Annotated in this window: 23 protein-coding genes; 18 read left to right on the forward strand and 5 right to left on the reverse strand. The window is 38.4% G+C overall.

The window, feature by feature from the left end; translation table 11 throughout:
* Positions 1–155 precede the first annotated feature (155 nt).
* The gene (gene bluB / locus LM917_RS16270; RefSeq protein ID WP_232698635.1) at positions 156–797 is read left to right on the forward strand and encodes a 5,6-dimethylbenzimidazole synthase; all 642 of its coding nucleotides are present in this window, start codon (positions 156–158) and stop codon (positions 795–797) included.
* A 720-nt stretch (positions 798–1,517) separates the two neighbouring features.
* A complete protein-coding gene (locus tag LM917_RS16275) occupies positions 1,518–1,946 on the forward strand; it encodes a YdeI/OmpD-associated family protein (protein ID WP_232698637.1) in 429 nt (142 codons plus the stop codon).
* A gap of 144 nt (positions 1,947–2,090) precedes the next feature.
* On the opposite strand, the gene LM917_RS16280 is transcribed toward LM917_RS16275, so the two are convergent.
* Both LM917_RS16280 and LM917_RS16285 read right to left on the reverse strand, forming a co-directional pair.
* Positions 2,091–2,315, reverse strand: coding sequence for a hypothetical protein (locus LM917_RS16280; protein WP_232698639.1), 225 nt, complete (start codon positions 2,313–2,315; stop codon positions 2,091–2,093).
* Positions 2,316–2,362: 47 nt separating this feature from the next.
* Complete coding sequence (locus LM917_RS16285) at positions 2,363–3,646, reverse strand: erythromycin esterase family protein (protein WP_232698640.1); 1,284 nt, start codon at positions 3,644–3,646, stop codon at positions 2,363–2,365.
* A 503-nt stretch (positions 3,647–4,149) separates the two neighbouring features.
* Here LM917_RS16285 and LM917_RS16290 point away from each other — a divergent pair.
* The 4 genes from LM917_RS16290 to LM917_RS16305 all read left to right on the forward strand — a co-directional run bounded on the left by LM917_RS16290 (position 4,150) and on the right by LM917_RS16305 (position 7,423).
* Positions 4,150–4,809: a TetR/AcrR family transcriptional regulator gene (locus tag LM917_RS16290; protein ID WP_232698641.1), complete on the forward strand. Its 660-nt coding sequence runs from the start codon at positions 4,150–4,152 to the stop codon at positions 4,807–4,809.
* A gap of 14 nt (positions 4,810–4,823) precedes the next feature.
* Positions 4,824–5,600: a CPBP family intramembrane glutamic endopeptidase gene (locus tag LM917_RS16295; protein WP_232698642.1), complete on the forward strand. Its 777-nt coding sequence runs from the start codon at positions 4,824–4,826 to the stop codon at positions 5,598–5,600.
* 256 nt (positions 5,601–5,856) lie between these two features.
* Positions 5,857–6,426 (forward strand): TetR/AcrR family transcriptional regulator, encoded by a 570-nt coding sequence (locus LM917_RS16300; protein WP_232698643.1) that lies wholly within the window; start codon positions 5,857–5,859, stop codon positions 6,424–6,426.
* A gap of 64 nt (positions 6,427–6,490) precedes the next feature.
* Positions 6,491–7,423 (forward strand): SDR family NAD(P)-dependent oxidoreductase, encoded by a 933-nt coding sequence (locus LM917_RS16305; protein WP_232698644.1) that lies wholly within the window; start codon positions 6,491–6,493, stop codon positions 7,421–7,423.
* Between the two features lie 263 nt (positions 7,424–7,686).
* On the opposite strand, the gene LM917_RS16310 is transcribed toward LM917_RS16305, so the two are convergent.
* From LM917_RS16310 to LM917_RS16320, 3 genes are all read right to left on the reverse strand, one after another.
* Positions 7,687–8,313, reverse strand: coding sequence for a YqaA family protein (locus LM917_RS16310; RefSeq protein WP_255668368.1), 627 nt, complete (start codon positions 8,311–8,313; stop codon positions 7,687–7,689).
* A gap of 8 nt (positions 8,314–8,321) precedes the next feature.
* Entirely contained in the window at positions 8,322–8,957 is a 636-nt protein-coding gene (locus LM917_RS16315; RefSeq protein WP_309241958.1) for a hypothetical protein, read from the reverse strand.
* Between the two features lie 311 nt (positions 8,958–9,268).
* Positions 9,269–9,634, reverse strand: coding sequence for a group I truncated hemoglobin (locus tag LM917_RS16320; protein ID WP_232698646.1), 366 nt, complete (start codon positions 9,632–9,634; stop codon positions 9,269–9,271).
* A gap of 143 nt (positions 9,635–9,777) precedes the next feature.
* Between LM917_RS16320 and fabZ the strand changes: the two genes are divergently transcribed.
* The 12 genes from fabZ (at position 9,778) to LM917_RS16380 (ending at position 20,268) form a co-directional block, all read left to right on the forward strand.
* The gene (fabZ, locus tag LM917_RS16325) at positions 9,778–10,203 is read left to right on the forward strand and encodes a 3-hydroxyacyl-ACP dehydratase FabZ (protein WP_232698647.1); all 426 of its coding nucleotides are present in this window, start codon (positions 9,778–9,780) and stop codon (positions 10,201–10,203) included.
* A 289-nt stretch (positions 10,204–10,492) separates the two neighbouring features.
* On the forward strand, positions 10,493–11,380 hold the full coding sequence (gene murQ / locus LM917_RS16330) for an N-acetylmuramic acid 6-phosphate etherase (protein ID WP_232698649.1): 888 nt from the start codon (positions 10,493–10,495) through the stop codon (positions 11,378–11,380).
* A gap of 26 nt (positions 11,381–11,406) precedes the next feature.
* A complete protein-coding gene (locus LM917_RS16335; protein ID WP_232698652.1) occupies positions 11,407–12,825 on the forward strand; it encodes a PTS transporter subunit EIIC in 1,419 nt (472 codons plus the stop codon).
* A 27-nt stretch (positions 12,826–12,852) separates the two neighbouring features.
* Positions 12,853–13,911: a DUF871 domain-containing protein gene (locus tag LM917_RS16340; protein WP_232698654.1), complete on the forward strand. Its 1,059-nt coding sequence runs from the start codon at positions 12,853–12,855 to the stop codon at positions 13,909–13,911.
* Between the two features lie 54 nt (positions 13,912–13,965).
* Positions 13,966–14,817, forward strand: coding sequence for a MurR/RpiR family transcriptional regulator (locus LM917_RS16345; RefSeq protein WP_232698658.1), 852 nt, complete (start codon positions 13,966–13,968; stop codon positions 14,815–14,817).
* Between the two features lie 133 nt (positions 14,818–14,950).
* A complete protein-coding gene (locus tag LM917_RS16350; RefSeq protein WP_232698660.1) occupies positions 14,951–15,331 on the forward strand; it encodes a VOC family protein in 381 nt (126 codons plus the stop codon).
* Between the two features lie 238 nt (positions 15,332–15,569).
* Positions 15,570–15,995 (forward strand): DMT family transporter, encoded by a 426-nt coding sequence (locus tag LM917_RS16355; protein ID WP_232698662.1) that lies wholly within the window; start codon positions 15,570–15,572, stop codon positions 15,993–15,995.
* A gap of 37 nt (positions 15,996–16,032) precedes the next feature.
* Positions 16,033–16,731: a Crp/Fnr family transcriptional regulator gene (locus LM917_RS16360; protein WP_232698664.1), complete on the forward strand. Its 699-nt coding sequence runs from the start codon at positions 16,033–16,035 to the stop codon at positions 16,729–16,731.
* An 81-nt stretch (positions 16,732–16,812) separates the two neighbouring features.
* Entirely contained in the window at positions 16,813–17,283 is a 471-nt protein-coding gene (locus LM917_RS16365; protein ID WP_232698666.1) for a DMT family transporter, read from the forward strand.
* Between the two features lie 20 nt (positions 17,284–17,303).
* Positions 17,304–18,023, forward strand: a complete 720-nt coding sequence (locus tag LM917_RS16370) for a YjjG family noncanonical pyrimidine nucleotidase (RefSeq protein ID WP_232698777.1) — start codon at positions 17,304–17,306, stop codon at positions 18,021–18,023.
* 77 nt (positions 18,024–18,100) lie between these two features.
* The gene (locus tag LM917_RS16375) at positions 18,101–18,928 is read left to right on the forward strand and encodes a DNA alkylation repair protein (protein ID WP_232698668.1); all 828 of its coding nucleotides are present in this window, start codon (positions 18,101–18,103) and stop codon (positions 18,926–18,928) included.
* 155 nt (positions 18,929–19,083) lie between these two features.
* A complete protein-coding gene (locus LM917_RS16380; protein WP_232698670.1) occupies positions 19,084–20,268 on the forward strand; it encodes a hypothetical protein in 1,185 nt (394 codons plus the stop codon).
* Positions 20,269–20,301: the final 33 nt, after the last annotated feature.

Here is a 20,301-nt window from a genome sequence, read left to right on the forward strand (position 1 = left end):
AACTTAACCAAGATGTGTCCATGAAACTATACTAACTCCATTTTAATACTTATTTTATATGAATAGGGGAGTGGATTTAACGAAAAAGGACATATGTGAATAAAAGTGATTTTAATCTAGTGAATAATGTACAGAGTTAAAGGGGGAAATATAACATGTTTGATGATAGAGAAAAAGAAGCGATTTATAATGTGATTTATAAAAGGAGAGATGTTCGGAATTTTCTTTCTAATCCTGTGTCTAAGGAGATAATAAACCGGATTTTACAAGCAGCACACCATGCCCCTTCAGTGGGATTTATGCAACCATGGAATTTTATTTTAGTGGATTCAATAGAAGTAAAAGAACAATTAGCTTGGGCGACAGAGAAAGAAAGAAAAGCATTAGCTATTCATTATGAAGAAGAGAGATCTACACAATTTTTAAGTTTAAAAATTGAAGGGATTAAACAGGCACCCTTGACTATTTGTGTAACATGTGATCCAACAAGCGGGGGATCGCATGTATTAGGACGAAACTCTATTCCTGAAACTGATATTCTTTCAACAGCATGTGCTATCCAGAATATGTGGTTAGCTGCATGTGCAGAAGGTTTAGCAATGGGATGGGTAAGTTTTTACAAGAAAAATGATGTACGAGATATCTTGCAGATACCTCCGCACGTTGATCCTATTGCTTTAATTTCAATTGGATACACTAAAGACTACCCATCTGCTCCGATTTTAGAACAGGTGAAGTGGGAAAAACGAAAATCTCTTGAAAATCTAGTTTTTTATAATAAATGGGGAGAGCGATAGGATTATACTGAGGAATTCATTTGATTTTAACCCATATTTTGGCGGTAGAGAGCGTAAATTCAGGTGTCCGATTATCAGTTTTTTTGAAAGAACCGAGGATTTTATACTGGTTTAGTGGTGTAAGCAACGAATAATTTATTTTGGTATTGGGAATATTATTCTGAAAAGATAAATACAACGGAGATAGCGTATGTTCAGATTCTCTATTTGCATCTTACTTTTGGTTTCATGTTGGCTATCATGAAGTAATGTTTATGCTGGACCTGAAACTTCCCCCAAACGAGAACAAGCGACAATAATTGATTCATTTTTGGCTGGGTTACAAGCAGAGACACCAAAACAAGCTGTTAAATTATGGATTCTAGGTGTTAAAAATCGTAGTGGTGCTGTCCAATATGCTACGCTATCGTCAAATCTACAACAAAAGACAAGGAATCAATTTGAGAAAATTACTACAAAGTATAATGAATATGAGGCGTTTATTCCTGCCGAAACAGTTATTAGATAATATCAATGGGCCTCGTATGAGGTCCATTTTAAGTATTGAGCTAATGGGTATCGATAGCTTAATACTCACTTAGAACGGCAGCCTGTTTAATAGGCTGCCGTTTTCTCAACTAACGGGCAGAATAGTGAAAAGTGACAGAAAGAAATGGAGAAATTGAGAATGATGAGTCTTGACTGTCAGCAGATCGAAAAATTGAAGAGGAGTGTACCTTGATGACAAATAAAAGAATGAATCCTAAGGTTGATGTATATTTTAGTAAAGCCAAAAAGTGGAAGGAAGAAATGGAGAAATTGAGAATGATCATTCTTGACTGTGGGCTGACCGAAGAATTGAAGTGGTATCAGCCTTGTTACACGTTTCAAAACAAGAACATAGTTATAATAAGTGGATTTAAAGAATACTGTGCGCTTAATTTATTCAAAGGTGCCTTGTTAAAAGATGCCAATGGTATTCTAATCAAACCTGGGGAAAAGAAATTAGATGAAATCCCTGCCTTGAAAACTGCTTTTGAGGCATTGACGCCAGGACGGCAAAGAGCATACAATCTTTATTTTTCAGCACCCAAACAATCCAAAACTCGGGAGTCAAGGGTTGAAAAATGTATGCAGCAAATTCTCAATGGAAAGGGATTAAATGATTAGTAAGCAGACTTTTAGTTAACTTGGTGGTTTTGATAATGAACGAATACAAGAAGTGGTCGATATCATAATAGAATGCAAAGAGCCGTATTTCTATATTAGAGACTACAAGAGCAAGGACGGAAAGTTTATCGCCAAAACAAAATCTTAATCGCCAAACGGTTCAGATTCGTTATTGTTCGTGTCCTGTACTTTGGATAAGAATTCATAGAAATAGGAAAGAGAATGCCTTTCTGCATCAGCGGAAGGACATTCTCTTATTGTGTGGAACAGACGATGTTTCCGTTCGTCTTCATACATTACAAGCAAATGTCCTCCACTCTCCGTCTTCGAAAACCGATCAACTGTTTCTGGGCTTGGATGGCGCTCCACCAACTATGGCGCTCCATCAGCTCGTAACCCCGACAATTCGCACTCCGCTAATCCGTTATCATGACCGAAGGAGTAGCTGCCCGCACGAAAATGATAGCATCAAAAGCTTTAGCTGGAATCATTTTTAAAGTATACATCTTTTCAATTTTTCCATACAATCCACTAAAGACTGCGCCTATTGCACTGATGGGCTGAGCTCTATTCAGATATGCGGTGAAATTTTCATCATGTCTTGCCTTTGCAAAGTCCAGGAATCCATCCTTCATGTTTGTATGTGCAAACAGAACAGCTAGCCGATCGTTCCCACTATTTTTTACATAAAACTCTTTTCGCTCATTGGTAGTGGCGTCATTAGCAATGAAGGAGCTTTCGTAGAATTCACTTCCTATTGCGTAATATTGGTCCCCAAAGGTTTTTGCGAGATACGCTCCCATGCAGGTTGTCATTCCTATGGAAGTGGAGGTTTTTTCAATGTGTCCATTATGTCCTGTTATGAATATGTTTTCGCGACCGTAATATTTCTTTTCAAATGATAAAATCCATATCACTTTTTCCGCCATATAGTGATCACGGGTATTGTTATAGTTTGCATTTGTTCCGCGCAGTGTAGCGTTTTGCTTGATAGCTTCGGCAAAGGCTAGAGCCAACTCATATTCTTTCTCAGAGCTTTTTGCGGTATAAACGGATTTATTTTCTTTCATCCGCTCCATCAAGTTTTTAATATGGGAGAGCCCCTCCTGTACGTTGGCCTGCTTTTGATCATACACCGTTTTATCATTCAGATTCGTAAGTGCAATTTCATACTTAGAGGCAAGTGTCGGATCAACCTTTTTTAAATAGGATAATAGCCCGTATTTGTTATGGTCATAGCGTTGCATATCAAAACCATAAAAATGAATTTTATCTTTTGCATCCTGATGCTCATTATAGGAGCGCATCCAAGATAGAAGGTCTACCATTTCTTGTGTATTGTAAATCGTAAATCCAATTGCTTTTGCAGCATCTTGTGCAGTTCCGCTGCCTCCTAAAATGTATTCATTAACCTTTTGTCCTCCGCCGAAATCGCCTTCTATGGCAAATACGCGATATCCTTGTTTTTCCACCAGATGCTTAAAAATATCTAACTTTAAAGTAGTAAATTGCTTGTTCCCATGTGTAGCTTCTCCAAACCCGATGATGGTTTTCGAAGGGAGTTCCATTTTTGAAACAGGAACAAGGTTAGATTTCAATGACTGTTGTAACGTATTGGTTGATTCAGAATGGAAACCCGTACCCGTCAATAAACTCATCATGATGAACAAGCTTATTGCGATCAGGAATTTTTTTTTCATATCGTTCTCTCTTTCTTGAGCTGATCATTCGTTTTTAAATGGATGAAAGGTGACAACCGCGTATACCATCTTCCCGCTCGGATTGATAAAAACGTACGGCACTTATGTTTTGGTTTTTCTTACTATTTACACTATTATACTCGTTCCCGATGTCGTTTAACTACATTGAATTGATTTATACGCAGTCCCCACCCTTTACATCATATCCTATCCAGCCGGAAAAAGGTTTGAGAGAGGGTTGTAAAAAAGTAGCTAGGTTTTATAATCCCCCGGCGCGTGTTCGTGGAAAAAATGTACAAATCGGATGTGAAAAAAAGCGAAGTTCCGATTACTAAAAGAAATTCGGAACTCCAAAATATTGTTCGTAGATCCATTAAGTCGCATGGTGGAAATTATGATCGTTTTAAAATGACTATAGTGTCATTTTAATATTGACGATAAATAGCTCATGACATACTATAAAGATGACTGTAGTGTCATTTTTATTTTAGGAGGTGGTTACTATGCCAAAGGTAAGCCATGAGTATGTGATAAGAAAGAAAAATACCATTTTAGAAGCAGCTTTATCGGTGTGTAAAGTTAAGCCACTCTATGAAATTACGATGAGAGATATCATTAAAGCGTCAGGGATAAGTCAAGGAGGGATATATCGCTATTATTCGGATTTGGACGAAATACTTGTTGCTGTCATTAATCAAGCTAATGCTAATGCAGACTATAAGCAAGTTGTCGATGCGATTATTGAAAATAGCAATTCTCCCAAAGAATCGATAAAAAAGCTGTTTACTTTTCTCGGTGAATACATGAAAGAAAACTTATCAACGGTTGGCAAAATTCAATTTGAGCTCACAATCGTATTTGCGAACAATCCAGAGAGACAAAAGAAAATTTTATTGAACATTACTGAAAATGAAAGCGGACAATATTTGGTCGAGCGGTTATTTAGTACAATTCATGAGGGAATTTCTTTAGGGAGCTTTCAGCCTGAAGTATCACCAGAAGATTTATTAACTTTTGTTATGACATCGATTGATGGCATTGTAAGAGATGTTGTTTTACAAAAATGTTACGGTATGTTCCAAAATGAACAAGTGCAATTTGACGAAATCCGTCTGATGGATACTCTTTGCAAGTCCGTATTATTATTGTTGGGGTCTAAATAAGGAGAGGTTCACAATTGGGGAAAGAGATAAGAAGGTTTCTATTCTATACCTTTGTTTCGTCGTGGATACTATGGGGCGGCTTAGCGATACTAACACAGTTCAATCTGCTCAGGTTTGGAACTGCATTTTCAATGATGTTGTTTATTCTTGGTGGTGTTACCCCTGCCATTTGCGAGATTTGGCTGAAAAAGAAATATAGTTCTAAAGAAGAGTTTAAATCATTTATTCATAATATAAAAAATCCTAGACACCCATTAGCATGGTACCTATTTACCATCGGACTTGCGTTTGCAGCTTGTTTTTTGCCAACTCTTTGGGGTGGAGCATCTATGGAGAACCCTCTATATCTAGCATTGATTGAATTCCCAATCATGATTATCGGAGGTGGTTTGGAAGAGATCGGCTGGCGTGGCTATTTACAGCCTACGTTGCAAAAAAAGTGGTCGCGATTCACAAGTACGCTCATTGTGGGTGGTATTTGGGCAATATGGCATCTGCCATTATGGTTCGTGGTTGGTTCAAATCAATTGAGTATGAACTTTCTCTGGTTCACTCTAAGTGCTTTGGCATTATCTTTTCTGCTGACGGTCATTTATTCATCCACCAATAGCATTTTTCTATGTATTATTTTCCATGCCTTAATTAATTCATTCTGGGATGTATATATTCCAGATACGAATGTTGCGTCTGCTTTATTTACACTTTTGTTTGCGCTGTTTATTTTTACTGCATTTGAATTCTATCGAAAGAGGAATAACACGAAAGGGCTAGAGGGGTGGTTTCATGTCTAAAAGGATAAAGAAGAAAAACATCTGAAGCTGAAAAGCAGATTAAAGAAGGTCGAGGCACAGGTATTGAAGCAGATTATCAGCCATAGTTAAAGATTCAAGACGCTTCATCATTAGACCGTTCCACGAGATAAAAAGGAAGTAAGACAAATAGACAGCATGAATTTATATTTTTATCAGATTTGATCCGAAAATATATTGAAATATAACGAAAATTGATTATAATTTAATTAACCAATGGTCAATAAAGGAGATTTGTATGGCTGCACGGAAGAAAGCGATGGACGAATTATCGAAGGAAATGATAATTCAAGAAGCAAATAAACAGTTTTTAACGAGTGATTTTCATAAAGTATCAATGCGAGCGATTGCGAAAGAACTGGGTTGTAGTCACGGCGCCATTTATTATCATTTTGCGAACAAAACAGAGCTCTTTTATGCAGTAGTGGAACAATATTTTACTGAGTTAAATATGACTTTAGAAAATGTGATACAAGAAGAGGGAGATTCACGTTCGAAAATGGCTGCAGTCTTTACAGGATTTATTGAATTTGGATTGAATCATCAAAGCCAATATGAATTTATGTTTATGCAGCGAAATAAGGAAGTAAATCCACTTTCGCAACAAGCCTCCAATGAAAGCTATACAAAATTCGCTCAGGTGCTTCAAGAGTTAACGAATCATACATTATCACTAGCGAAAATTTATTCAACGTTTATCTCACTGCATGGCTTTGTTTCCCATTATCGTGGTTTTGTAGAAAATTATAATGAGGCGAAGGAAGCAGCAATTCAGCACTCACAATTTTTGTTAGAAGCTCTAGATTAGCATCTAGAGTTTTTCTTAAAACAGCTATTGACCAGTGGTTAATTAAAAAGAACGAGGTGCTTTTATGAAGAAGGTTTTAATTGCAGGGGCAACGGGGGGAGTTGGCTATGCATTAGTGCAGGAACTGACAGAACGAAACATTGAAGTTGTAGCATTTGCACGTACAGCAGACAAATTAAAAAAATTATTTCAACACAATAAGAACGTAACATGTATAGCAGGAGATGTTTTAAACCGAGAAGATATTTTAAAAGCGAGTAAAGCTGTTGATACCATTTTCCATGCGGTTAGCTTTCCTTATCAGGAATGGGAGGAGAAACACATTCCTTGCTTAACCAATTTATTAGAAGCTGCCAAAAGTAATCAAAGCAAGCTTGTATTAATTGATAATATATATGCCTACGGGAAACAATCGCAAGCGGTAAAGGAAAATGTTGTGAAGCATCCACATACAAAAAAGGGTAAAAAGCGCTTGCAAATGGAGGGAATCGTTAAAGATAGTAACGTACCATACATAATTGTACATTTACCGGACTTATTTGGACCAAATGCGATAAATACAATTTTATATGGGACGTTGCAAGCCGCTGTTCAAAATAAATCTGCTTATTTTGTGGGGAGACTTGATGTGGTACGTGAATTCGCCTATACAAAAGACGTAGCAAAAAGTGTGGTTGCCCTTGCTTCAAACCCAGAGGCGTTTAATCAAAATTGGAACGTACCAGGATGCTTAAAAATTTCGGGGCAAGAACTTGTTATACTACTGCAAAAGATGCTGGGATATCGTAAAAAAGTACGTGTTGCTACACCAAAACTTATTGCTTTTTTAGGCTTGTTCTCCCCATTTATGCGTGAGCAAAAAGAAATGATGTATTTAACAGAAACCCCTATCCTATTGAATACGGAAAAATTAGAAAAAACGTTAGGGATTATCCCGCTTTCAAATAGTACACAAAGCCTAGAACAGACGTTGAACTGGATAAAAAGTAACTCATAAAAAAGAAAAGAGCATTGCTACATATTTTATTAGTAGGGGACGAATAGTGAAAATCCGCCTACCGAAATGATCAAACAAATTTATAAACAGGATTGAAAATATCAAAAAATGAGAACCCATTTTGATCAAACTTTTTTCAAAATAGGTTCTTTTTATTTACTGAAAATATGGCTAGTAACTAAAATGTATCTTGGCTTGCGGTAAACAAGCGTTTCTAGATCCTCACTACTGCCTTCATCATTTCTCAGTGGAGACACGCGACTTTAGTCATGAGTTGTTGACACATCATCTGTGTTAATAAAATGGGGAGAATTGGAACCTGCCCTTACATCCATTTGCGCACCCTTCTTCCTCCTAAGCCTACGAACCACGAACCAACCCGAGGCCACTACAATAAAAATCGCTAAAGAAATAAGGGTTAAATATTGATCGATCAGGTTTTCGGCAAATGTGCCAAAGAGATAGAACAATATCCCAACGACATAAAATTTAGCTGCTCGCCCGATTGCTGCGTACCCCATCATTTTCCATAGAGGGTAATTCGTACTACCAGAAATGATTGTAAAGATCTTGAAGGGAATAGGTGTGAAAGACCCTAGTAAAATAGCAGCTTCTCCATGACGGTTAAACATCTCCGTGGCGGAATCGACCCAGCTTTTTTTGAGTATTTTGCTGAGAAATGATCTTCCTGCAACTTTGCCGATCCAGTACCCAATCGGAGAACCCAATAAACAACCGATAAACCCGAAAGTAGCTAGCCATAAAGCATTGGATGGATCAACCATGCTTAAGGACACCTGAGTAAAAAAAGCGGGAATAGGAAAAATAATTGCATCAATAAATGCATGGAAAAACAATCCCCAGGCACCGAATTCCTTTAAAAAATTCATAATCGTATCTACCACGCAGCTATTTCTCCCCTTATATCGTTTATTTCGTAATGGAAACTGCCATCAATTAATTTCTCTTTACGGAGTAACGGATAATCGTATAAAATTCCTTCGTATATCAACTCGACTGAAGCGTGATGCAGAAAATCATCCGGTGTTACGAGAGCTGAAGGACGATCCCATAATGGTATACCGCTTCTCTTTAGTGTTTCGGCTACGAATTGAGAACAAAAATAAGAATTCTTCGATGATACAGGGACATTCATCATTACGCCAAAAAGTCCGATGAAATTATATTGGAAGGTATTTTCTTTATTTTGAAAATAACGAATGACTCGGTTTACTTTATCCCATTGCCGTTGCGTCACAGCTAATCGAAGTAGCACGCATTGTGTATTGGGAAAATGCCGGAATGTTTCTTTATACACATCTTCCATGACAAAACCGCCAATGAAAGGATTCTTGGGCTGTTTGCGGCCAAAGCTGAATAATTCGTCTAGCCCGCTATTTAGCGCAATAGACGCGTGATTGTACGGAGCTCCCGTATACTGTTTGATTAGGGTGGTAAATAACGTTCCTGTATCAGTTAAAAGTATATAGACGTATTTTGCTGCGTTTCGTTTTTTCATTTGCTCGTTCAGCACGATCACCTCGGGACTATGATAAATCATAAACATGAACGAGAGCGTAAGGAAAACTTAATAAAATCCTAATTTTACATGAATAGATCCTTAAATCATTCTTAGGTACAAAGATGAATTCTCTAGGAGATCTAATCCCACATTATTTAATGGATTCACTTCATGTTGAATAACAATAAATTTATTAAAAAAAACACGTTCAATTACAATAAACGTAATCGAACATGTTTTTTTATAGAGTATTTTTCTATGTACAGGAGCAACGGATTTTCTTTAAACCCCATTGAACCAAATCCCAATTGTCCTGAAACTTATTACTGGTAAAGCACATCGTCCCTCAACGTTGCGACTGTGCTTAGTGCTTGATTGATATCGGCTTCTTTTACTCCGAAATGTTCTAAAGCATCATGTAAATGCCTTACAATCGCATCAAAGTGTCCGGGTTGCAGGTTCATGTTTTCGTGCGCTTTCGCCATGGATTGCCCTGTATATTGATTTGGACCACCCAGGGCAAAACTAATGAATTTGGTTTGGTGACGGCGTTGTTTGTCCATGTCTGTGTTGGCAAAAAATTGGTTAACGGTACCATCGGCTAATACGAGTTCGTAAAAATAATCAACAACTTTGCCAATGGCTTCTTCACCGCCAAGATTGTCGTAAAGCTTTGCAGTTGTAGTCATGTAATCCTCCGTTTCTGTCATGAGAATAGACAAGGATAGTATTTCCAGAAGTGGTTTGATTATGTGGTGAACAGAAAAAGTACCAACTCCTAATACTAAGTGATAAAATTATGAAACAGATTATTAGCTATGGGGGGTATATGATGTTAGATACTCAAAAAATGAAGGACGTTATTATGCATCGCTATCCATTTCTTTTAGTGGATCGGATTTTGGAATTAGAAGAAGGGGTAAGAGCAGTTGGTATCAAAAATGTGACGGCAAACGAAGAATTTTTTACCGGGCACTTCCCAAATTACCCAGTAATGCCAGGTGTATTAATTGTAGAGGCGTTAGCTCAAGTAAGTGCAGTTGTGATGCTAACGAAAGAAGGAAACAAAGGAAGGTTAGGGCTTTTAGCAGGTATCGATAATTGTCGGTTTAAACAGCAAGTAAAACCAGGAGACCAACTCCGGCTTGAAGTTGAAATTACCAGATTAAAAGGCCCTATTGGGAAAGGAAAGGGTATAGCTTCTGTTGATGGTGGAATAGTATGCGAGGCAGAGATGATATTTGCATTTGGTAATTAATATACCGATTTAATTTCAAGCCAGTTAATTTTTGTTGTTCAACAAAACGGGTGCTTTCGTGCAACAAACTTAAATAGTTTGTCCAAAAACCGAGCGAGATTCAGGTATCCACTCCTGTTTCTCCTCGTTTTTTCATTTGAAAGCGGGGGGGACACAAATCCCGTTTATCCCTGGTAAATCATTCTGATATTTAATTTTAAAAATATCTAAAATTTAATTGAAATATTATTTCAGAAATGTTATCTTAATTAATGAAAGCGATTTCAAAAAAGATGGGGATGATAAACTCATGCTAGAGAATTTGACAACTGAGACCCGCAATGAAAAGACTATGAACTTGGATGAAATGACAACGATAGAATTACTAAAAGCCATGAACGAAGAAGATCAGAAAGTCGCTCAAGCTGTTCAATTAGAGCTTCCTCAAATTGCAAAAGCAGTAGAAGCGATTACGAAGGCAAAGAAGCAAGGAGGACGCTTAATTTACCTCGGAGCTGGAACGAGCGGGCGGATCGGTTTGCTTGATGCCGTTGAATGCCCACCAACGTTCGGTACAGCTCCGGAAGAAGTAGTCGGATTAATTGCTGGGGGAGAGCGTGCATTTATTAAAGCGGTAGAAGGAGCAGAAGACAGTAAAGAATTAGGAATACAAGATCTCAAAGATAGTAAGCTTACTGACAAGGACATTGTCGTGGGAATTGCTGCAAGCGGGCGCACACCATATGTTATCGGTGGATTAGAATATGCCAACTCGATTGGAACACCTACCGTAGCAGTAAGTTGCAACAAGGATTCAGATATCGGAAAAGTGGCCAATATAGCCATTGAGGTCGTAAACGGGCCGGAAGTGTTAACCGGGTCAACGCGTTTAAAAGCCGGGACTGCCCAAAAATTAATTTGCAATATGCTTTCAACCGCCTCTATGGTTGGTATTGGGAAAGTATATGGAAACTTAATGGTCGATGTACAAACCACAAATGAAAAACTAGTAAAACGTGCACAACGTATTGTGATGGATGCGACCGATTGCGATGCAAAAACAGCGGAAGCCTATTTAGTCCAAGCTGGCAACAAGCCTAAAATTGCAATCGTAATGATTCTTGCTGGGCTAACTAAAGAAGAAGCCGTACAACGTCTGGAAGCATCGCAAGGGTTTATTCGTCGAGCGATAAAATAATAGGAAACGAAGAGAGGAGAATGAACATGAGCAAGTATCATAATATGGCAGTCCAAATATTAGAGGCCATTGGTGGCCGTTCAAATGTATCCTCCTATACAAATTGTATGACACGTCTTCGTGTAACGGTCGTGGATCGCAGTCGAGTCGAAGAAGCAAATGTAAAGAAAATTGATGGCGTTCTTGGTGTGGTGGAGGATGAAACGTATCAAATCGTGCTTGGACCCGGAGTTGTGACCAAGGTAGCGGAACAATTTGGTATCCTGCTAGAGGAAGAGAGCGGAGACAAGAGGAATGCTCCTACGGCAGAAGAGCTACAAGCAAAAGGCGCACAAATGAGAGCGGATTTCAAGAAAAAGAATGATACGCCTGTCAAAAACTTTTTCCGTAAAATTGGAAGTATATTTATACCGCTCATTCCTGCATTCGTTGGAGCCGGTATCATTGCAGGTATCGTAGCGATTCTGACAAATAATATGACGGCAGGCAACCTGGATGGTGCGACTTGGCAGCAATATGTAACGGTTTTAAACGTTATTAAAAATGCGCTGTTCGGCTATTTGGTTATTTATATCGGTATTAATGCGGCCAAAGTATTTGGCGCAACTCAGGCGCTTGGCGGAGTTATCGGCGGTGTAACGATGTTAACAGGTGTTTCAGCCGACTTGCCGATCTTTAACATATTTACAGGCGCACCCTTGTCACCTGGTCAAGGCGGGATCATCGGTGTTTTAATCGCAGTATGGCTATTATCTATCGTTGAAAGAAAGTTACGTAAATTTATTCCGGATGCTATCGATATTATTGTTACACCTACAATTGCATTATTAGTTGTTGGACTTATCACGATTTTCTTCATTATGCCATTTGCCGGATTTATTTCGACTAACCTGGTTGGAGCAATCAACTGGACGTTAGAGCGCGGCGGCGCGTTCGCAGGATTTGTACTAGGCGCATCATTCTTGCCCCTTGTTATGCTAGGTTTACATCAAGTTTTAGCACCTATTCATATTGAGATGATTAACACTACTGGTATGACGCAATTGCTTCCGATCCTTGCCATGGCGGGTGCTGGTCAAGTCGGTGCATCCATTGCACTATGGATTCGTTGCAGAAAAAACAAATCCTTAAGCAATACGATTAAGGGGGCTCTGCCAGTAGGTATTCTGGGAATTGGTGAACCTTTAATCTACGGGGTAACTTTACCGTTAGGCCGTCCATTTATTACAGCTTGTATTGGTGGCGGTATTGGCGGTGCAGTAATCGGTTTATTCAATGATGTTGGAGCGATTGCGATTGGAACATCCGGGTTAACATTGATTCCACTCATCGCAAACGGATTATGGTTTAAATATGTGCTGGGCATACTTGCTGCTTATGCAGGCGGAATGATATTCACTTATTTCTTCGGTACGCCAAAGGATGCCATGGCAGAACAAGATTAATTCGTTCAAAACAGTGAGGTGATGGTCTTGTTAGGAATTTCAATTTTTTTAGCTGACCGAACATTGGAAGAAAATATAGCGTATATGAAAGAAATGAAGGAAGCGGGCTGTAAAGAGATATTTACAACACTGCATATGCCGGAAGACGATATCGATATATTGAAAGAAAAATTATTGGCCATTGCTCAGGCTGCTAAAACGCTGGAAATGGATTTGATCGCGGATATTTCCGGCAAAGTATTAGAACAGTTTCCTATTTCTTATTTATTGGAATCAGGTGTTACGGGACTACGAATGGATTTTGGATTTAGTCCCCGTGAAATTGCAGACTTCTCGCACAAGATGAAAATTGCGTTGAATGCCAGTACATTAACACCGGAGTTCATGGATGCATTAAAAGACCATTCGATATGCTTTGAAAATATTGAAGCTTGGCACAATTATTATCCCCGTCCAGAAACCGGGCTCGATAAGGAGCAGTTTATTGAAAAAAACAAATGGCTGCAATCCAACGGCATTACGACAATGTCTTTTATTCCTGGCGACGGGTTGAAGAGAAAACCTTTATTTCAAAGCTTGCCTACACTGGAGAAGCATCGTCATCAATCTTCGTTTCTAGCTTATTTGGAATTAGAGAACAACTGTGCGGTGGACAAAATATTCGTTGGAGACTTAACGCTTTCAGCATGGTCTCTTCACCAATTTCAAATGTATGCGGAAGGAATTATTCCTTTGCGGGTGATAAAGGAATTACCTTATGCGCTATGGGACACAGTGCATAGAAATCGCCTCGATGCCGCTCGTGATGCAATCCGATCAGAGAATGCACGTACGGATGAGGCACGCTTTGCAACGGAAAAGAATATTGCGCCTGCTAATACAGTCAATCGGCCAAAAGGTACGATTACGGTAGATAATCATTTGTATGGTCGCTATGAATGTGAGATGCAAATAACGCTGACGGATTTGCCGGCTCATGAAAGCGTCAATGTGATCGGTTATGTTATCGAAGAGGATATCCCCCTCTTGGAATATGTTAGAAAAGGTGGAAGTCAGTTTTCCTTTACGGCTATTTCTAATGATTGACATTCCTGTTTTTGTTACAATAGGAGAAGTAGATCAGGTAAAGGAGTTAAGAACTTGGCAGTAGGAAGTATGATATCTCAAATTGAATTAGTATTGAATGAGCTTCCAGAATCTGAAAAAAAGGTAGCGGAGTATATTCTTTCAAATGCCGGAGAAGTCATGCATATGACAATACATGAACTGGCGAAGAAAGCGGAAGCAAGCAGCGCAGCGGTTGTTCGGTTTTGCCGCTCTCTAGGAATAGATGGTTTTCCTGCCCTGAAAATTCGTTTATCCGCGGAAGTAAAGAGCACACCGCATGTTGGCTATTTTGATGTGGAATCCAATGAAACGGTCCATTCGATCATTAACAAAACATTGTCGAATACCGTATTGACTCTCCAAAATACGGCTAGCCAGCTTGATATGCAATCGATTGAACAGGCCGTAAAAATGTTACATCAGGCGAAAGTTATTTACATTTACGGAATTGGCGCATCTTTTATTATTGCGGAAGATGCTGCGCAAAAATGGATTCGGCTCGGCAAAAACGTATATGCAATTTCGGATCGCCATTTATTAGCAGCGGCAATGGCTACGCAATCACAAAACGCTGTATTCTGGGGCATTTCTTACAGCGGAGAGACAAGGGAAGTTATTCAATTAATGAAACGGGCAAAGGAAATCGGAATAAAGACAATTAGCCTCTCCCGTCCTGGAAATAACAAGCTGTCTCAGTTGGCTGATGTCTCTTTATTTACAGCACGCGCGCCTGAAGCAAAACTTCGCAGTGCGGCAACAAGCTCCAGATTAGCTCAATTATTCGTATTGGATGTTGTTTTCAGCACCTATGCGTCTGCTCAATACGATTTTACGGTGGAGCAGATAGAAAAAACAAAACAAATCATTGAAAGATTGTATGATTGATTTATAAAAGGTCACACCGCAGATGAATGGCTGCGATGTGGCCTTTTTTTGAATATAGCGATTCGCAGTATAATGGAATACTCAAAAGGAAAAAATCAATAGTAACTGAATTAGCAGAAGGGGAGAGAAGTAAATGGTTAATAAAGTCGGTCAAATTATGTTATATGTAAATAACCAAGATGCAGCATTGAAATTTTGGACAGAAAAAGTAGGGTTTAGCGTAATTTCTGAAGAAGATAACGGCCAAGGATTGAGATGGATTGAAATTGTTCCAACAAAGGAAGCAGAAACGAGTATCGTTCTCCACAATAAAGAATTAATTGCTAAAATGCAGCCTGAATTAAATCTTAATACACCTTCGATGATGTTTTACTCGGCAAATCTTGATAAGTTATATAAAGACTTTTCGGATAAAAATATCACAGTAGGGGAAATTGTAAGTATGCCTTCTGGTAGAGTATTTAATTTTGCTGATAATGAACAAAATTACTTTGCAGTCATGGAGAAAAAGTAAACTACAAAATGAAATGAGAAACAAACATGAAAACGAATTTTAGTCATTTTCATGTTGAGTGACAATAAAGGATTTCAAACCGAGTGAGATTCAGGTGTTTATCCCTGTTTCTCCTCGGTTTTTTTGGAGAGGAGCGAAGGACGAATAAGATTTTTTACAATCCGAGGACATATGTCCTTACTAAAACACATGGATATAACTTTTAATAGTAAAGAAATCTATAGTGGGGTGAGAAAAAATGAGAGGGATTTTATTTGCGGTTTTAGGTGGGGCCTGTATTACCTTGCAAGGTGTAGCCAATTCTCGAATCAGTCAAGATATTGGTACTTGGCAAACGGCAACTATTACTCAGTTAACAGGTTTCGTTGTGTCCTTTCTTCTCATGATTTTCATCTGGGACGGGAAATGGCAAAGGTTTAAGAAAGTGAAACCATTATATTTGACTGGAGGCTCCTTAGGGGCGATCATTATTTTCAGTAATGTCACCGCTATTCAAAGAATCGGTGTTACCCTTACGATATCTGCTCTACTGATTGCCCAGCTGAGTATAACGATTTTAATTGAAAATAAGGGATGGTTTGGGACAGCGAAGCAGAAGATGAGGTTGCCACAATTCATCGGAATCGGGATGATGATAACTGGTGTGGTGATACTAGGTTTTTGATAGTATGAATACTCCAGACTAGAGGTGAAGCCAAGTAATGAAAGAAATTAAAGATCCCGAGCAACTTAAATCTTATTTACATGCTCATCAAATAGAATCCATATTTAATGAACAATTAATACCGCATTTGTCACTGTGCAGCTTTGATCAAGGGGAACTCATATGCTCTCAAGGAGATCCTTCAGAGTATCTATACGTACTTGTTAAGGGAAAGGTTAAAATCTATACTACCTCGGCGGAAGGTAAGGCACTTATTCTTTCTTTTAAGAAACCGCTAGAGGTGATTGGGGATATTGAATATGTACGGAGTATCGATATTATCAATACGGTTGAGTCAATATCGCCTGTCTATATGATCCGTGTTCATCATCGATGGTTGAAGAAATATGGAAGAGATTATACACCACTTCTGCAGTTTTTATTGGAAATTATTACCCAGAAGTTTTATATCAAATCTAATTCTTTAAGCTTCAATTTGATGCATCCGGTGGAAGTGCGATTGGCTAGTTATTTATTGTCTGTCTCTTTTGATGAATCCGATTCTCTATTTAAAGGGCAATTAAGCACAGCCAGTCTAAAGGATGCAGCAAACTTAATTGGAACCAGCTATAGACATCTAAATCGGGTCATTAAAAAGTTCTGTACCGAGGGTCTGATTGAACGTAACAAAGGGTTTATTCTTGTGAAGGATAGGGAAGGATTAAGTGCACTCGCCAGTGATAATATTTACGAATAGACTTATTCATTCATCATTGATGTAACAGGCAAGTATGGATAATACCTACGAGTATTAAAACAAATTGGGAGAGTAAAAGTTATGATTCTAGGACTATTATGGGCTCTTATAGCTGGTTCGTTGATTAGTTTGCAAAATATTTTCAATAGTAAGGTGAGTGAACGTGCGGGGAATTGGGCAACTACTACATTAGTATTAGGTATGGGATTCCTGGCATCACTGACTATCGGTTTACTTTTTGAAGGAATCGATATGTTTTCCTTACAAAACATGAAGCCCTGGTACTGGTTCAGCGGTATAATCGGGGTGGGAGTGGTAACCTGTCTCATGCAGGGAATAAGGCTGCTTGGTCCAACATATGCCATTTCTATTGTTTTAACATCACAGTTAGGATTTGCTTTATTATGGGACTCACTAGGCTGGTTAGGTCTGGCTAAGGTCCCGTTTACTTTAAAGCAGTTGATGGGTGTGCTGGTCATAGTCGGTGGCATTTTTGTATTTAAATTAGGCGGTAGACGTGGGGAGAACAGGGTATTTTCTAAGATAACGTAGAAGAAAATGGAGAGATGATTTTGAAGAAATACCAGACTTTATTATTTGATGTAGATGATACACTATTGGATTTTAGTGCAGCAGAAAACTTAGCGTTACGCTTGCTTTTCGAGGATCAAAAGATTCCCTTATCAACTGAACTCGAAGCACATTATAAAAAAATAAATCAAGGTCTCTGGAAATCCTTTGAAGAAGGAAATTTAGATCGGGATGAGGTAGTGAATACTCGCTTTTCGATTTTATTTAAGGAGTACGGTCACGAGGTTGATGGAATCTTACTGGAAAAGAAATATCGTAGCTACTTAGAAGAGGGGCATCAGCTTGTTAATGGTGCGTTTGAATTGATAACGGCCCTGCAAAATAAATATGACTTATATATTGTTACGAATGGTGTTTCCAAGACACAGGATAAACGCTTACGTGATTCAAAATTACATCCGCTTTTTAAAGATATTTTTGTTTCAGAGGACACGGGCTATCAAAAGCCAATGAAGGAATATTTTGACTATATTTTTGCGCGAATACCTAACTTTTCTGCGGAACAAGGATTAATTATTGGGGATTCCTTAAGCGCGGATATTACAGGCGGGCAGCTAGCTGGGCTAGACACATGTTGGGTTAATCCTGATATGAAACCCAATGATACGGATATCGTTCCAACCTATCAAATACAAAGGCTGGATGAGTTGTATCGGATTTTAGGTGTTGGAAGAGACAATATTTCTCTATCAGCAATATAGTAGCAGAAAAATATCTGAACAATTTAATAATAAAAGGTAGAATGATAAACAAAACCAATCACAAGGAGGGACATTACATGGTTGTGAGAGATGATATTTTAACCAGAAAGGGAGCCAGGAAAGAAAGCGAAATCCCGAAGGAAGTTTTCATGTTACTTAATCAAGGAAAAATAGAGAGTGTTAATCTAACGGAATGGTTGGCTATTAACCATATTTCTTTACTGAAAAACGTTTTGCCATCAATAGGTTTAGAAGATAAGTTAGAATTTATCTTATCTGAAATAGCAAAGCATGACGCCGAATCTGGAATGAAAGCCATACGAGTGATAGGGGCTTTATTAGATGACGTTATGATTGGAGAAAGTGATAGAAAAAAGGAAGATATCATCATGAAATGCTCCAATCATGTTTCCGATAGTGTGCGGTGCTGGGCAGCATTTATGAATAAGAACCCTAATGATTCATTAGAAGATAAATTGTCGTACATCCGACCTTTTGCAGCTGATCATCATTTTGGTGTTCGGGAAATTGCTTGGATGTCTGTTAGAGAAGATCTTTCACATGATATTGAAAAGAGTGCAGAGTTGTTAGTAGAATGGGCAAAAAGTGATGATGAAAATATTCGCAGGTTCTCTGTGGAGTCAATTCGTCCTCGCGGTGTATGGACGAAGCATATTGAAATATTAAAACAAGAACCTTATAAAGCACTCCCCATCCTTACTTTACTCAAATCCGATCCGTCTAAGTACGTTCAAGATTCTGTTGGCAACTGGTTAAATGATGCTAGCAAAACCCAACCTGAATGGGTGACCAATCTGTGTGAAGAGTGGGAAAAAGATTCTGATACAAAGGCAACAGGTAGAATTATCAAAAAAGCTAAAAGAACAATAATGAAGGATAGTTGAATGAATCGTCATACAACATTTGGATCATTATGTTATTAAACACAACGGTAAATACGAAAATATGAGCATTGAGTTTTACGATGAAGAGTTGTGGGACGAGTAGCAATATAAGAGCAAAAAATGAGAAGGTAATTTTTGTAGGAGGGTAGATTTATGTGCGTATATTTACGAAATTCCATTTTCGACTAAGTAAGTCAGATAAAACGGGAGATGTTTTTCGAAAGATAGTCCAGGCTCTTAAAGAGGCAGATGTTGAATTTGAACCTGGCATTTATGTTACTGATCCCGGTAATGGGACTGTTTCGTCTGTAGATAGAATCATAAAGAAGTTCCCAACGATGAAGGAGTATGAATATATGAAATCAGATTGGGGAACTGATACTCCACCAAATAAAGCACTGTCAAATTTAAATGGTGGTTGGGATGTACCACATCATAATCAAACAGAAATAAGTATAGAAGTTCTTGAAGGTATTGCTGATGGAATACCTCGTGCTTATCCTTCTAACAAAACGACATTTGTATGGAGCGGAGCAAAATGGGATGACAACGACAAGCATGCTATTCATGCGAATCATGAGAAGGCTAATCCAGGATACCCGATGTCTTACTATTCTTCATCCGTCATTTTACAAAGCGATTGGTGGGTTAGTGGTCGCACGCTAAATCTTTGGGCAATGGTTGAACTTCCTGCTCCAAGTGAAGTGGATGTAAAATTAGAGAGAATAAGCGAAAAAGCACAAAAATTTATATCTTTACTAGGAAAAATTCAAAAAGAAGAGCTAGTAATTGTACCATCATTTGAAGAAGAACAAGATATACTAAAGAAAAGGGAACAAGCATTAGAAATAACGAAGTGGTATGATACAGCGCGTAAAAAATGGGATGCACCGCATCCGTACCCACCATTCCCACATACATTACCAAATCCAAGCCTACTACACGATACTGATGAATCGGTCTCTCCTAAAGCTGTAATCAATCAAATCTTTAAATCAAAGGGCTACAAGTATCTTAGTAATTTTAGTGGCCGTGGGATTTATACTCTCGTAAAAAGACTACCGAATAACAATCGACTTGTTTTAGAGTTTGACTTCACTCCAATTGGGCGTGATTTATCATGTGCGTTGACTTACCAGGGACTCTTTTGGAATAACAGAGTACAAGTAAGGATAACAGATAACACTGATTACTGTCCGAACAATTACCACATAACTAATACAGATATTTTAGAAAAAGTTGTTTTAAACATGGCAGCTGCTGTTGATTTCTTAGAAAAAGAATATGTTCCTAAAATAACTGAAATCTATGGCTCCTCTCCGGTTTGGATGGAGTATTAATTGACCAGAAAAAATGGGTGTAGACAAAGTAAA

It is taken from the genome of Brevibacillus daliensis, from assembly GCF_021245735.1.
Lineage (GTDB): Bacteria > Bacillota > Bacilli > Brevibacillales > Brevibacillaceae > Brevibacillus_B > Brevibacillus_B daliensis.